The 12,888-nt window shown below is 53.3% G+C and carries 18 protein-coding genes; all 18 read right to left on the bottom strand.

The genetic code is table 11. The annotated features are described in order from the left end of the window. Positions 1-422: 422 nt before the first annotated feature. Positions 423-1,382 carry an O-antigen ligase family protein gene (locus DPO_RS21055; RefSeq protein ID WP_006968400.1) on the bottom strand — a complete coding sequence of 320 codons (960 nt, stop codon included), beginning with the start codon at positions 1,380-1,382 and terminating at the stop codon, positions 423-425. Positions 1,383-1,424: 42 nt separating this feature from the next. Continuing rightward, entirely contained in the window at positions 1,425-1,655 is a 231-nt protein-coding gene (locus tag DPO_RS21050) for a VanZ family protein (protein ID WP_006968399.1), read from the bottom strand. A gap of 43 nt (positions 1,656-1,698) precedes the next feature. Beyond that, the gene (locus tag DPO_RS21045; protein WP_006968398.1) at positions 1,699-2,010 is read right to left on the bottom strand and encodes a hypothetical protein; all 312 of its coding nucleotides are present in this window, start codon (positions 2,008-2,010) and stop codon (positions 1,699-1,701) included. 94 nt (positions 2,011-2,104) lie between these two features. Further along, complete coding sequence (locus tag DPO_RS21040) at positions 2,105-3,103, bottom strand: Rpn family recombination-promoting nuclease/putative transposase (RefSeq protein WP_006968397.1); 999 nt, start codon at positions 3,101-3,103, stop codon at positions 2,105-2,107. Positions 3,104-3,230: 127 nt separating this feature from the next. Beyond that, on the bottom strand, positions 3,231-4,202 hold the full coding sequence (locus tag DPO_RS26260) for an O-antigen ligase family protein (RefSeq protein WP_236610016.1): 972 nt from the start codon (positions 4,200-4,202) through the stop codon (positions 3,231-3,233). A gap of 88 nt (positions 4,203-4,290) precedes the next feature. Then, entirely contained in the window at positions 4,291-4,710 is a 420-nt protein-coding gene (locus DPO_RS21030; RefSeq protein ID WP_006968395.1) for a VanZ family protein, read from the bottom strand. Further along, positions 4,704-5,207: a Rossmann-fold NAD(P)-binding domain-containing protein gene (locus DPO_RS26255; RefSeq protein ID WP_006968394.1), complete on the bottom strand. Its 504-nt coding sequence runs from the start codon at positions 5,205-5,207 to the stop codon at positions 4,704-4,706. Before DPO_RS26255 ends, DPO_RS21030 begins: the two co-directional genes overlap by 7 nt. Then, positions 5,204-5,488, bottom strand: coding sequence for a Rossmann-fold NAD(P)-binding domain-containing protein (locus tag DPO_RS26250; RefSeq protein WP_006968393.1), 285 nt, complete (start codon positions 5,486-5,488; stop codon positions 5,204-5,206). Before DPO_RS26250 ends, DPO_RS26255 begins: the two co-directional genes overlap by 4 nt. 185 nt (positions 5,489-5,673) lie before the next feature. Continuing rightward, complete coding sequence (locus tag DPO_RS25355) at positions 5,674-6,984, bottom strand: O-antigen ligase family protein (RefSeq protein WP_236610015.1); 1,311 nt, start codon at positions 6,982-6,984, stop codon at positions 5,674-5,676. Between the two features lie 227 nt (positions 6,985-7,211). Then, positions 7,212-8,291: a DegT/DnrJ/EryC1/StrS family aminotransferase gene (locus tag DPO_RS21015; RefSeq protein ID WP_006968391.1), complete on the bottom strand. Its 1,080-nt coding sequence runs from the start codon at positions 8,289-8,291 to the stop codon at positions 7,212-7,214. Positions 8,292-8,348: 57 nt separating this feature from the next. Continuing rightward, positions 8,349-8,582, bottom strand: coding sequence for a toxin-antitoxin system TumE family protein (locus DPO_RS26245; protein WP_236610018.1), 234 nt, complete (start codon positions 8,580-8,582; stop codon positions 8,349-8,351). A gap of 79 nt (positions 8,583-8,661) precedes the next feature. Next, entirely contained in the window at positions 8,662-8,925 is a 264-nt protein-coding gene (locus DPO_RS21005) for a hypothetical protein (RefSeq protein WP_006968389.1), read from the bottom strand. A 135-nt stretch (positions 8,926-9,060) separates the two neighbouring features. Next, complete coding sequence (tnpA, locus tag DPO_RS21000) at positions 9,061-9,492, bottom strand: IS200/IS605 family transposase (RefSeq protein WP_006968388.1); 432 nt, start codon at positions 9,490-9,492, stop codon at positions 9,061-9,063. Between the two features lie 171 nt (positions 9,493-9,663). After that, the gene (locus tag DPO_RS20995) at positions 9,664-10,245 is read right to left on the bottom strand and encodes an acyltransferase (protein WP_006968387.1); all 582 of its coding nucleotides are present in this window, start codon (positions 10,243-10,245) and stop codon (positions 9,664-9,666) included. Positions 10,246-10,273: 28 nt separating this feature from the next. Further along, positions 10,274-11,236, bottom strand: coding sequence for a Gfo/Idh/MocA family protein (locus DPO_RS20990; RefSeq protein ID WP_006968386.1), 963 nt, complete (start codon positions 11,234-11,236; stop codon positions 10,274-10,276). A 110-nt stretch (positions 11,237-11,346) separates the two neighbouring features. Continuing rightward, positions 11,347-12,261, bottom strand: a complete 915-nt coding sequence (locus DPO_RS20985; RefSeq protein ID WP_006968385.1) for a transposase — start codon at positions 12,259-12,261, stop codon at positions 11,347-11,349. Between the two features lie 110 nt (positions 12,262-12,371). Continuing rightward, on the bottom strand, positions 12,372-12,623 hold the full coding sequence (locus tag DPO_RS20980; protein ID WP_006968384.1) for a type II toxin-antitoxin system HicA family toxin: 252 nt from the start codon (positions 12,621-12,623) through the stop codon (positions 12,372-12,374). Further along, positions 12,616-12,834: a type II toxin-antitoxin system HicB family antitoxin gene (locus tag DPO_RS20975; protein ID WP_006968383.1), complete on the bottom strand. Its 219-nt coding sequence runs from the start codon at positions 12,832-12,834 to the stop codon at positions 12,616-12,618. The genes DPO_RS20980 and DPO_RS20975 overlap by 8 nt, the downstream gene beginning before the upstream one ends. Positions 12,835-12,888 lie beyond the last annotated feature (54 nt).

The raw sequence follows: 12,888 nt of genomic DNA, 5'->3' as shown, positions 1-12,888 counted from the left end.
TATGTTTTACCCAACATTCCCCTTTATCATATTTTTCAGTATATGCAGCACACATGGAAAGTCAATCTATAAAATACCCATTTCGGTCACAGACTATGCCGATGACCATACTTTACCCCACCCAATAACCACAATAAAGCAGGCCCCGAGTCCTTTTTCTGTATAAATCGGTTTTCAACAAATAGCAAATTCAATGGGGTGTTTTGGATGATGGGTTTTGGGTAGGGGGGTTCTGGTTGGTAGGGATTGGGGATTGGGAGGAGAGAGAGGTGGGATCAGGATCTGGGGATGGGGGTGGTGCGGAGGACGGCCCCGGCGAGGACAGCAAACAGCAGGACCCCGGCTTTTTTTACTTAAAACTTAACACTTAAAACTTAAAACTCCCAATAACTACAATAACGCAGGCCTGACCCCGAAGTTTTCTAAACTTTGCGGAGGCCGGCGGCGGCGAGGGCCGTGAAAAGGAGGGCGTTGGCGGGGATCTGGAGGTTGCCGTCGGAGTAGCTGTGGATGAGGAGGGCCACCAGAGCGGCCATGGCGCCCAGGGTGATGCCCTGGGTCTGGCGGCTGCGGCTTTTGAGGCGGGTGAATCCGATTCGGAAGAACCAGTACACGGTCCACAGCATCACGGGGATGGCCAGGATGCCGGTTTCGGCGGGGAATTGGAGAAAGTCGCTGTGGGCGTATCTGGGGAGTCTTGCATAGCCCGGGGCCTGGTATTGTGGGAAGGCAATGGCATATGTTCCCGGACCGGTGCCGGCGGCCAGGTTGTCCTGGATCATCGCCCGGGTGCCGGCCCAGATATTTCTTCGGCCTTCAAGTTCGTCTTCCAGCTCTCCCTGGGTCAGGGTGGTGATCCGCTGCACCACGGGGGTGCTGGCCATGATGATCATGCCGATGACCACCACGGCGCCCAGCAGGGTTCCCACCAGGCGCTTGTGAACAAAGCCTTTTTTCAGGAGCAGCACGACGGCCATGAACAACATGGCAACGGCTGTGCCGGTCCATCCGCCCCGGGACAGGGTCAACGCCTGGCACACAACCAGAAACAATGCCAGGCAGATCATGCCGATGCGGGCCTCCGGGGAGCGGGACCGGGTCAGAAACATGCCCAGCATCATGGGAATGGCCATCTCCAGGAATCCGGCCATGTGGTTGCGGTTGACATACACCCCGGTCAGAGACAGGCCATAAAATTTTCTTCCCAGCTCTTCTGTATAATCCCACCAGTGGAACACCAGGATGTCAAACCGCTTGAGCAGCCCGACCACACACAAAAACACGGCCGTGCCCACCACCACCCACACCAGGGCTCGCTGCTCTTTCCGGGAGCGCACGGACACCACCACCAGCCAGAAAAACCCCAGGTACGTGGCCAGCATGATCAGTCCCTGAATCGCCAGGGTCGGATGGGAGAGGCGGGATCAGGATCTGGGGATGGGGGTGGTGCGGAGGACGGCCCCGGCGAGGACAGCAAACATCAGGACCCCGGCCAGGCAGCCCAGGGCGTTGATGGCCACGTCCTCCCAGGACCCGGTGCGAAGGGGTGAAAAATGCTGCAACCCTTCCATCAGGGCGCTGAATATAAACACAAACAGCACTGCCCCGGCCCGGCCCCGCAGGGAGTTAAATCCGGCACTGCCATCGTTAAACATCACCCGGTACAAAATGTCGGAATAATAATCAGCCAGCTCTTTTTCAATGAAGCTGTCCGTATTCTTTTTTATTATTTATCTCTTCTCTTCCAAGAATGAGTCCGGAGTCGAATCCTTTTTTTATATATTTTGCTGCAGAGGAATTTGGCATACACTCTTCTGGAAACTTTGTTTGTAAAGTAACACCTGTAATACGTTCTATTTCATCAACAGGTACGTTTTGTTTGATCATTTCTATTGCAGCATCGTATTTTGCCTGCTTAATACCCAGCCTAATTCCTTGCTTTTCAAAATCATCGACAACTTTATCTATTACCCTTTTCATTATATCATGTAGATTGTATTGATCTCTCATAATTCCAACTCGCCCTTATGTTTAAATTTTCCATGATTTTATACCATGTAGATACACATAAGGCCTGCGCTGTTGGCGCAGGGCAAGGTTCATGTTATTTCAGCAGGGCTAGAATCTCCGAGATGTCTTTTGCGGTGTGGATCGCCTTTGTAATTTCTACCAGTGTATCCAGGTCATCAATTTCATTCACCCTGGCCATCACAGTGCCGATGTCTCCAGGGAATTTAACGGCCATGCTAAGCTCTATGGTTTCTCTGTAACCTTCCAGCTTACCTTCCAGCTTGCCCTCGTTCTTTAATTTCTCAGCCAGTGTCATAATATATTCTCCTGTCTCTTTAGAAATAGCCTCTTCCGCTATTTCCTTTATTTGTTTCACCGATAATTCATCATCTTCCAGGGCCGATGCCAGGTACCTGACCACCACCTCAATCCATTGCAACCCGGTTTCTTTTTCCATCAATTTACGCATAAGTGCCAATATACCCGGCAGCTTCTGTCGTAAATCCGGATCTCTGATGTGTTTGAACAGCAGCAATATCACCCGGCTCATGATGGTCCCTTTGATCTGATCATCCGAGTACCGGTGCAGGTCGTACAGTTCAAACGCAAAATCCGGGATGTACCCGGCAAGCCCCTCCACCGGCCCGGACAGCAAGGATGACAGCCGCTCTGTATTTTCCGGCCACTCCTGCCTGGCGTGACATACCAGCAGCGGAATCACAATGGGAAGACGGACCGGCTTTTCTTCATGCTGCTTAATATGCAGCCGCCATATCTTGACCATGTATTCCAGCAACTGGAGATGCACAAACCGATCATAGTAGCTTTTGTGTTCAAACAGCACATAGATGAATCCCTGGCTGCCGTCTGTCAGTTTCACCTTGTAGAGCATGTCGGAATAATAATCAGCCAGCTCTTTTTCTATGAAGCTGTCTTTACTGATCTCCAGGCTGTTCAGGTCCACCAGTTTCAGCACTTTGTCCGGCAGTTTGTCGGCTAAAAGGCTGCGGGCATTTTCCTTATTGCTGTAGACATCCCTGAACACCTTGTCATGGGGATTGACCACCTTGCTGTTATTTTTCTCGTCTGTCATGATGGAATTTTACCCTTCGGGGGGGATTCAGTCAAAGCTTATCGTGCTTCATTCCGCAAAGCATCAAGAACATCCAGAGGCGAAATTTTTGCATGAAATACTCCCCCCTATCATCTTTTTTCTTATCTTAGATGCTGCCCCATCGTTTGTCAACGTCCAACAACACCCGATACTTTACCCCCCAATAACTACAATAACGCAGGCCTGACCCCGCGTTTACGGGGGTGCTGGCCATGACGATCAGGCCGATGACCACCACGGCGCCCAGCAGGGTTCCCACCAGGCGCTTGTGAACAAATCCTTTTTTCAGGAGCAGCACAACGGCCATGAACACCATGGCAACGGCTGTGCCGGTCCATCCGCCCCGGGACAGGGTCAACGCCTGGCACACAACCAGAAACAGGGCCAGGCAGATCATGCCGATGCGGGCCTCCGGGGAGCGGGACCGGGTCAGAAACATCCCCAGCATCATGGGAATGGCCATCTCCAGGAATCCGGCCATGTGGTTGCGGTTGACATACACCCCGGTCAGAGACAGGCCATAAAATTTGCTTCCCAGCTCTTCTGTATAATCCCACCAGTGGAACACCAGGATGTCAAACCGCTTGAGCAGCCCGATCACACACAAAAACACGGCCGTGCCCACCACCACCCACACCAGGGCCCGCTGCTCTTTCCGGGAGCGCACGGACACCACCACCAGGTAAAAAAACCCCAGGTACGTGGCCAGCATGATCAGTCCCTGAATCGCCAGGGCCGGATGGGGGGACATCACCGTGGACCATACTCCCAAAGCCGCCACCGGCCCGATCACCCACCAGAAATGCCGGCCCGGGGCCAACCCATCCCGGATACCCGTGAATGCTGAATCCGGACTCCGGCTGCCGGATGCCGGTGACTGGTTCTTTTGCGACCGCTGCGCCTCCTGGGGCTTCTGCGACTTCTGCGCCCCCTGCCCCTCCTGACCCTCCAGCGCCTGCCGATCCCCCCTGCGCCCACTTTTCCTTCTGCGCGGCTCCCTTTGCAGCTGCTTCACCACCACCAGGATCAAACCCAGAACCACCAGGATCTGGATCAATGTCTGGGCCCAGGCATGCACGCCCCCCCTTGTCAAAGGCGAAACAACGATCAAGAAACAAACAATCAAGAAACCCAAATTTTTCACAGCCACCCTGCCCGTATCATCCTCAACCGCGTGACGTCTTGACACCGCGCCATTTCAATGCCGCCAGTGCCAGCAAAATTCCCAGCATATCAAACCCAAACCCCACCATATTCCCCCGCCGCCCCGGCGTAAACGTCTGCAAATACTCGCTCAAAAACGCAATCCCCGTCAAGACCAGACCGCAAATCAAAATTTTCGCATATGGCTTCGCTGCCCGGCCCCGGCCCGGCAGGGCCATCCACAAAAACCAGGTCAGCAGCGCAAACATCCCCACATGGGCGATCTTGCGAAGCACCTGGTTCAACACCTCATTCTGGATGCTTTGCCCCAGATGCGGCACGGTGGACAGATACACATTCACACTGGCCAGCATTAAAAACAACACAAAATACCGGACATTCACCCCTGATATCATGCTGAGCCGTGTATAGCTTTCTACCATTTGATTCCTTTGAAAATCACCTCGGGCCGGATGTTGCCCCGATATTTTTCCACCACGGCAAACATGCCGTGCAGCACCTCATCTGTCAGATAATGGGGGGTCACACCGATTTCGACCAGCCCGTGATACGTGGGATTGTAATAGTGTTCTTCCGCTTCCTTCCGGGGATTTTCCAGGTGATCGATTTTCACATCATGCCCTCTGTCGTTGCCCACCTGCTGGACCATGTCCGCCAGCTGATTGGCGGAAAACGTTTCCATGATCTGGTTGAATATCCGCAGTTCATGTTTTTTGGCCGGGGTCTGTTCCGACTTGTACACACATTGCAGTGTGTCTTTGATGTTGAGGTATCCCCGGGTCTGCCCGCCTTTCCCATAGACTGTGAGCGGATACCCCACCACGGCCTGGGTGATGAACCGGTTGACAATGGTCCCGAAAATCTCGTCATAATTGAAGATCGTTCTCAGATGCTGTTTCTCTGATGTCTGATCGATCATGTCCGACTCTTCCGTCTCAATGCCATACACGGGCCCTGCATCAGATCCGTGACCCGCAGCCCCCACATCCGCACGGCAAACCACATCAGGTCCGTGTCCATGATCTTGGTGGTATGATACAGGGACGACGCCTGCCTTGGATATAGAAATGTATCTTTCCGCCCTTTGTGCGCAATCTCGATCCACCCTTCCTCGATATCGATATTGGGGGTCCCGTATTCGCCCATGGTCCCGATATGAACCACATGGGTGTCCGGGCTCAGGTCTCTGAGAGCGAACATGAGATTGTTGGTCACCAGCAGGTTGTTTGAAAGGGTGATATTGGCCTATGGACTTCAATACTATCAGGAAATTTTTGAAAAACAAAAGGAGGGAAACTCGAATAAAAAGGCGGGAAACTCGAAAGATAAGAAAAAAAACGAAAGATCAATCAGCCGATTTCACAATAATGGAGGCCTGGGGTTTTTTAGCGGAAGGAGCGGAGGCCGGCGCCGGAGATGGCGATGAAAAGGAGGGCGTTGGCGGGGATCTGGAGATTGCCGTCGGAGTAGCTGTGGATGAGCAGGGCCACCAGAGCGGCCATGGCGCCCAGTGTGATGCCCTGGGTCTGGCGGCTGCGGCTTTTGAGGCGGGTGAATCCGATTCGGAAGAACCAGTACACGATCCACAGCATCACGGGGATGGCCAGGATGCCGGTTTCAGCCGGAAACTGGAGAAGGTCGCTGTGGGCATATCGCGGCAGCACGGCCAGTCCCGGTACCTGGTAGGGCGAAAACGCCACGGAAAAGGTTCCCGGCCCCGTGCCGGCAGCCAGGTTGTCCGCGATCATGGCCCGGGTCCCGGCCCAGTAGGTAAGCCGCCCGGTCAGACTGAGCTCGATATCCGCCTGGGTCAAGGTGGTGATGCGCTCCACCACGGGTGTGCTGGCCATGACAATCAACGCAGTTACCACAACGCCTCCCAGCAGTGTTCCCACCAGTCTTTTGTGCACAAATCCTTTTTTGAACAGCAGCACCAGGGCCATGAACACCAGGGCCACAGCCGTTGCTGTCCACCCGCCCCGGGACAGGGTCAGGGCCTGGCACACAATCAGAAACAGCGCCAATGCGACCATGCCGATACGGGCCTCGGGCTCTCTGGACCGGGTCAAAAACATTCCCAGCATCATGGGAATGGCCATCTCCAGGAACCCAGCCATGTGGTTGGCATTGACATACACACCGGACAGCCTTGTGGCGCCGTGATTTTTTCCTACTTCCCTGGAATAATCCCACCAGGCAAATGTCAGCACATCATAGCGTTCCAGCAGCCCGATCACGCCCAACACCGCAGCCGTGCCCACCACCACCCACACCAGTGCCCGCTGCTCTTTGCGGGATCTTACCGACACCACCACCAGCCAGAAAAACCCCAAGTACGTGGCCAGCATGATCAGCCCCTGCAACGCCAGGGCCGGATGGGGCGACATCACCGTGGACCACACCCCTAAGACCGCCACCGGCCCGATTATCCACCAAAGCATCCGGTCTGGGGCCAGCCCGTCCCGGATTCCCGAAATCACATCTGAATCCCCGCTGTTTCGGCTGTCGGATTCGTTTGCCGCCGGTCTGTCACCGGACCTGCCTTTTTTGCTTCGCTTCTCCCTTTTCAGGCTTTTCACGACCACCAGTATCAACCCCAGCACCACCATGATCTGGATCACAGTCTGGGCCCAGGCATGCACGGATCCCCGCATGAGCGGAGTCAAGGCAATCAGCAGACAAACAATAATAAACACAGGATTTTTCATAATTTGGGGAGCAATGGGGTCAGGCTTGGGTTATTGGCTTATTGCGGCCCTTTGCAATAAGCCAATAACACCCATGCCCTGACGGGCACAACAAAGCATGAAAGATAATGGTCAAAATCAGGATTGGTATGACCAATTATAACACTTTGAAATTAAAGCCTTTCAAAGTTCTTTCATATAAACCCAAGGTTACACGTAAGCCAAGCCTGACCCCACTACAGGTTGCAAACAGCTTCCTGGTCGGTCTGGGTGAGATAGGGAGACATGGGCAGGCTCAGGCAGTGGGCGGCCACGTGTTCGGAGACCGGAAAATCGCCGGGCTGGTGGCCCAGACCGGCAAACGCTCCCTGGAGATGCAGCGGAGCTGTGTAATAGGCCACGGACGGGATATCCCGGGATTTCAGGGTGGCGGACAGGGCATCCCGGTCTGTGGCCAGGATGGTGTACTGGGCATAGACCGAAGTGTTGCCCGGCGCGATCACCGGGACAGTGATGTCCGGGACCTCCGCCAGCAGGGTGTCGTAGCACCGGCCGATCCGCGCCCGGGCCTCGCATTCCTCGGGGAACAGGGTGAATTTTTCCAGGAGAATCGCCGCCTGGATCGTATCCAGCCGGCCGTTGATCCCCACCAAAGGATGCTGGTGCTTGACCTTTTGTCCATGGATGCGGATCTGGCGCATCTTGTCTGCCAGCGCATCGTCCGGCGTGAAAATCGCGCCGCCGTCCCCATATCCTCCCAGGGGTTTGGAGGGGAAAAACGAGGTGCACCCGATGGCGGACAGGTTACATGATTTTCTGCCATGATGAGTGGCCCCGAAACACTGGGCTGCATCCTCGATCACGGGAATGCCGTGCCGGCCGGCAATGGCGTTGATCCGGGTCATATCCGCACACTGGCCATAGATGCCCACGGGCATGATGGCCCGGGTCTTCGACGTGATGGCCGCCTCGATTTTGTCAGGGTCCATGTTGAACGTGTCCGGCTGAATATCCACAAACACGGGTTTTGCCCGCAGCAGCGCAATCACCTCCGCCGTGGAGATCCAGGTGTACGGCACCGTGATCACCTCATCACCCGGCTGGATGTCCAGAGCCATGAGCGCCATAAGCAGCGCATCCGTGCCCGAGGCACAGGTGATGCAGTGGGGCACCCCCACATACTCCGCCAGGACCGCCTCCAGCTCAAACACCTCCGGCCCCATGATATATTTACCATGATCGAGCACCCGCCCGATCCGCCGCTCAATCCCGGCCCGGATTTTCTTCTGCTGTGCCGCCAGATCGATAAACTGCATATGTCGCGCCCCTTTCAGAACAGGAGGCAGGGGTTTAGTCTGACCCCGCCATGATAATCAAATACAGGATGTTATATACTTCAAAACGTCTTTGAGTGAAATAACGTCACTTTCTTCAATGAGATCATTCTTGTGCATATGGCTAGGATATGTTTTCAAATGTTTATGATGAGGTGCATTATCCCAGCGCAATAAAAATGTTCCCTGGGAGTCCTGCCAGTGAAAAGAATAATTTCGTTCGAATTCATCGTTATATTCACGGACATGCAAAACGCTGCTATCTATCAGCATTATTTGCATTTTGACATACGAACCGGTCTCCCAAAACTTGAAGTCGATAATTTTGTATGTCAGAACAATGGGAGAAGAATCAAGTAAACTGAATACTTCCATTTTTAAGATCTTTGATCTTCAGGTCTATACTGTCTAAGTAACGCTTATAGGCTTTCCACTCCATATAATCATCATAATGGGCGTAGTTTTCTTCATTAGCGTGCATCATTTTTTCAAATTCATCGAAATTTTTATTATATTTTTTAAGAAAAAATGCCACTTTCTCTTCTGCCTTATGCTTTTCCGAGTATGCTTCGACAAGCAACAACGTAGAAACATGTTTTTTATCAACAGTCACCATTTTGACACCTCACACGCTACCATTCCATAGTTCATTGCCCTCTAATATTTTTCAATATCAGTCAAGTACCTCCGGCAAAGCCGGAGGCTTGATTTGGTGAACCGCTCAAAGCGGTTATTTATTGGGCGGCGCACCTTATTTAAACAAGCTCAGCTGCTCTAAGCGTCTATCCTCTTTCTCCTGAGAGCGGATGTATTCTCGAACAGTGTCCTCGTCTCGACCAACTGTCGAAACGTGATAGCCTCTGGCCCAAAACTGCTGACCAGTAAAATTCCTTCGATGCCCCAGGTAATTTCGTGCTATATTGATTGCACTTTTACCTTTGATAAATCCGATAACCTGTGCCACCGAATATTTTGGAGGTATCGATATCAGCATATGCACATGATCCGGCATCATATGCCCTTCAATAATCTCACTTTCCCTGTTCCGGGCCAAATCCTTGAAAATTTGTCCAAGGTACCTTCTAAGTTCACCATACAATGTCTTTCTGCGGTATTTTGGAATCCATACCACATGGTATTTGCATTCCCACCTGCTATGGGATAAACTCGAATCGTTGTTCATGAAAGCCTTTCCTTTGTGAATTTGAGCGGTTCACTTCTGGAAGGGCTTTCATATATTCCCGTAAATGTCAAACACTGGTGAGTCGCCCGGCAAAGCCGGGGGTTTACCTAAATGCAATTAGAGTTTACTATGATTTATTAAATGCTGCAAATGCAGAATGTCATTGTCTCGCTATTTTTTTGGAACAAAAGTAATTTCAGATCCCTTAAGTTGATACCGGTCACCCGTGTGGGGACAGACAGCCTCACCATCGCCGGTCAACGGCAGGTCCAGCTGCTCGCCGAACCGGCTCATCCATCCCACCTGCCGGGCCGGCACCCCCGCCATCAACGCATAAGGCTTCACGGGCCGGTTCACCACGGCCCCGGCCGCCACAAACGCATACTCGCCGATGTCATTGCCGCACACAATGGTGCAGTTGGCCCCCAGGGTCGCGCCCTTCCCTACCCGCGTACTGCGGTATTCATCTTTTCTGGACACGGCCGACCGGGGGTTGTACACATTGGTGAACACCATGGACGGCCCGCAGAACACATCATCCTCCAGCACCACATTGTCATACACAGACACATTGTTCTGGATCTTGACATTGCGGCCGATGACCACCTTGTTGCCCACAAACACGTTCTGGCCAAACGAACAATTTTCCCCGATCACGGCCCCGCCGCAGATGTGCACCCAGTGCCACACCCGGGATCCGTCGCCGATCACCGCACCTTCGTCCACAATCGCGGTATCATGTATAAATGTCATCTTCTTCTCCTTGGTCTGGGGTCAGCGGTTAAAGGAACGGGTGGTGTTCACCGGTTTTCCCCGCCACTTCCGCATTCCGGATGGTGTACACAGTCTCCAGACTCGGCCTCGCCTCTTCCAGAAGAAATCCCCTCCCGGCCAGGACTTCCTGGTAGCTCAAGGTGTGCAGATCCGTGAACCCGCTGGAGAACTCGATCTCTTCGCCATCCACCTGGATGGACCGAAAGGTGCGCATGCCCTTGCTCGTAGCCTCTTTGGGCAGATAATCCGCGTTCACGCTCAAAAACCACCGCACCCTGGCATGGGCCAGGTCAAAATACCCGGCCGCCGTGTCCGGTTCAGACTTGTGCACGATGTTGGTTTTCACCGGCCCGAAGATCCACATGAGCATATCGAAAAAATGGATTCCGATGTTGGTGGCGATCCCGCCGGACTTTTCCTGATCCCCTTTCCAGGACACAAAATACCACCGGCCCCGGGAGGTCAAATAGGTCAAATCAATATCATACATCTTGTCCGGATTTTCCGCCAGCTCCGCCGCCACCTTTTCCTTGAGCGCAATGATGCTCGGGTGCAGCCGCAGTTGCAGGATGTTCCACACCCGTGCCCCATTTTCCGCCTGGAGCTCGGCCAGGGCATCCAGGTTCCAGGGGTTTAGCACCAGTGGTTTTTCGCAGATAGCATCCGCCCCGATGCGCAGCGCAAACCGCATGTGCGCATCGTGCAGATAGTTGGGCGAACAGATGCTCACATAATCGATGGCCGCCTCCCCTCCTTTTCGCCGCAGCTTTTCCGCATGCCGGTCAAACCGCTCAAACTCCGTGAAAAACGCGGCCTCCGGAAAATAGCTGTCAATCACCCCCACTGAATCATTGGGGTCCAACGCCGCCGCCAGGCGGTTGCCAGTGTCGGCAATGGCCCGCATATGCCGGGGTGCCACATACCCGGCCGCGCCGATGAGCGCAAAATTCTTCTGTGTCTGATCTGTCATGATTTCTCCTCAGATGAGGTGGGGAGATGGGGTCAGGCTTGGCTTATTGGCTTATTGCGGCTCCCATGCAATAAGCCAATAAGCCAAGCCTGACCCCACTATTTGCCCCACTACTTGATTATTTTTACCAATTGTTTGATTTGTGAATCCAGTCTGTCGAATTTTTGCCTTCGGTCCCGGAGATGCGCCACCTGTTTGCTCAGCGTGGAGACATCCCGGTTCAGGCGGGCCGCCACTTTATAGAGGGTGTGGGCGGTATGATCCATGGCCAGAATCGCGATCATGGCCCGGGTATGGGAGGCTTTCCGGCTTCTGCCCGGACCGGAAATCATCTCTTCAGTCACATCCATCTCATCGGCCACCCGCCGGATCAGGGTCTCCAGATCGATGTCAATCGTGTCCTCCCGGGTGCGGATCTTGGGCTCATTGTCCGTGTCTACCCCCGTTCGCAGCTGCATCAGCCGATCCTCATCCACAGGCTCTCCCATGAAATGCCGGTACCGGAGTCCGGCTGCGGCCGGGTCTCCCCCAAACAGCGCCATGCCCGCATCAATGTCCAGCCAGGATACTGTCCGGCCCTGCTCAGGCGCCAGATATTCCCGGTGGCTGCTGTTGCCATACGCTTCTGGTGTCTTGACCAGCCCGGCCCGCACCGGGTTGAGATGAATATAGCGGATCAGCTCCATCTGGTATGCCAGCTTTGCCACCAGGACCGCCTTGTACCGCCCCTGGAACAGATGTCCCACCCGTTCGTATTTGTGATTGACCCAGCCGGTATAGCGCTGGGAGAGACTCTGCATCATCTTTGACAACGGAATGTCAGACACCTGCACGGCCATATGCACATGATTGGGCATCCAGCAGTAGGCATAGACCGATACGCCATAACGGGCCACGCCCTCGCCAAGGATCTCCTCGAACCGCCGTATATCCCCGGGACCTTGAAAAATCTCCTGCTTTGCGTTCCCCCGGAGCATCACATGAAAACACGCCCCGGGATAATGGATTCTTACCCGTCTGGCCATATGCCCTCCCAGAGTGGGGTCCCAAAATGGGGTCAGGCTTGGCTTGTTGGCTTATTGCGGCCCTGTGCAATAAGCCAATAAGCCAAGCCTGACCCCACCACACTTCATACTCAAAATTCTTTCAATCTTGCGGCCAGGTGCTGTTTATCGATCTGACACCAGAGAGAAACTTTGCTCAAAATATCCGACAAGGTGCCTTTTGCAACGGGATTATGATTGGGGATAGTAATTTTATGATTTCCAGCCATTGTCGATTTTACAAGTCTTACATGGCTGCCTCTTTGTCTTGCAACTTCATAGCCGATGGACTCCAGAAAACGAATCAGCGTTTTTCCGGATACAACCGGCATCTTTTCAGACATGGACTTCCCCTAAATCCATCATGGAAAAAATTGAAGGATTCCGATCAAACCCGGCCAGATCTGAAGGCTCATCCTCAAAATACAAAATTATCGCTTCTTTAATATTTTTAACCACTTCATCGAGCGTTTTGCCCTGACTGAAAATATCCAAGTCATCAATACACCTGGCACAATAAAACTCACCATCATGATATATTTCAATCTTAATCATTTTTTTCAAAGCCACCTCCAATAATTCTTCATCACGCCCAACACCTCACTGCCC

Origin of the sequence: Desulfotignum phosphitoxidans DSM 13687 (assembly GCF_000350545.1) — a bacterium.
Lineage (GTDB): Bacteria > Desulfobacterota > Desulfobacteria > Desulfobacterales > Desulfobacteraceae > Desulfotignum > Desulfotignum phosphitoxidans.
The sequence above is the reverse complement of the archived record's forward strand: the minus strand, read 5'-3'. Positions and strand labels throughout refer to the sequence as shown.

What these genes read in the sequence shown, in the direction of transcription:
- DPO_RS21055 (WP_006968400.1), bottom strand. Translation starts at nt 1,382, where the DNA reads ATGCTGGCCACGTACCTGGGGTTTTTCTGGCTGGTGGTGGTGTCCGTG.
- DPO_RS21050 (WP_006968399.1), bottom strand. Translation starts at nt 1,655, where the DNA reads ATGTTTAACGATGGCAGTGCCGGATTTAACTCCCTGCGGGGCCGGGCC.
- DPO_RS21045 (WP_006968398.1), bottom strand. Translation starts at nt 2,010, where the DNA reads ATGAGAGATCAATACAATCTACATGATATAATGAAAAGGGTAATAGAT.
- DPO_RS21040 (WP_006968397.1), bottom strand. Translation starts at nt 3,103, where the DNA reads ATGACAGACGAGAAAAATAACAGCAAGGTGGTCAATCCCCATGACAAG.
- DPO_RS21030 (WP_006968395.1), bottom strand. Translation starts at nt 4,710, where the DNA reads ATGGTAGAAAGCTATACACGGCTCAGCATGATATCAGGGGTGAATGTC.
- DPO_RS26255 (WP_006968394.1), bottom strand. Translation starts at nt 5,207, where the DNA reads ATGATCGATCAGACATCAGAGAAACAGCATCTGAGAACGATCTTCAAT.
- DPO_RS26250 (WP_006968393.1), bottom strand. Translation starts at nt 5,488, where the DNA reads ATGTTCGCTCTCAGAGACCTGAGCCCGGACACCCATGTGGTTCATATC.
- DPO_RS21015 (WP_006968391.1), bottom strand. Translation starts at nt 8,291, where the DNA reads ATGCAGTTTATCGATCTGGCGGCACAGCAGAAGAAAATCCGGGCCGGG.
- DPO_RS26245 (WP_236610018.1), bottom strand. Translation starts at nt 8,582, where the DNA reads ATGCTGATAGATAGCAGCGTTTTGCATGTCCGTGAATATAACGATGAA.
- DPO_RS21005 (WP_006968389.1), bottom strand. Translation starts at nt 8,925, where the DNA reads ATGGTGACTGTTGATAAAAAACATGTTTCTACGTTGTTGCTTGTCGAA.
- tnpA (WP_006968388.1), bottom strand. Translation starts at nt 9,492, where the DNA reads ATGAACAACGATTCGAGTTTATCCCATAGCAGGTGGGAATGCAAATAC.
- DPO_RS20995 (WP_006968387.1), bottom strand. Translation starts at nt 10,245, where the DNA reads ATGACATTTATACATGATACCGCGATTGTGGACGAAGGTGCGGTGATC.
- DPO_RS20990 (WP_006968386.1), bottom strand. Translation starts at nt 11,236, where the DNA reads ATGACAGATCAGACACAGAAGAATTTTGCGCTCATCGGCGCGGCCGGG.
- DPO_RS20985 (WP_006968385.1), bottom strand. Translation starts at nt 12,261, where the DNA reads ATGGCCAGACGGGTAAGAATCCATTATCCCGGGGCGTGTTTTCATGTG.
- DPO_RS20980 (WP_006968384.1), bottom strand. Translation starts at nt 12,623, where the DNA reads ATGTCTGAAAAGATGCCGGTTGTATCCGGAAAAACGCTGATTCGTTTT.
- DPO_RS20975 (WP_006968383.1), bottom strand. Translation starts at nt 12,834, where the DNA reads ATGATTAAGATTGAAATATATCATGATGGTGAGTTTTATTGTGCCAGG.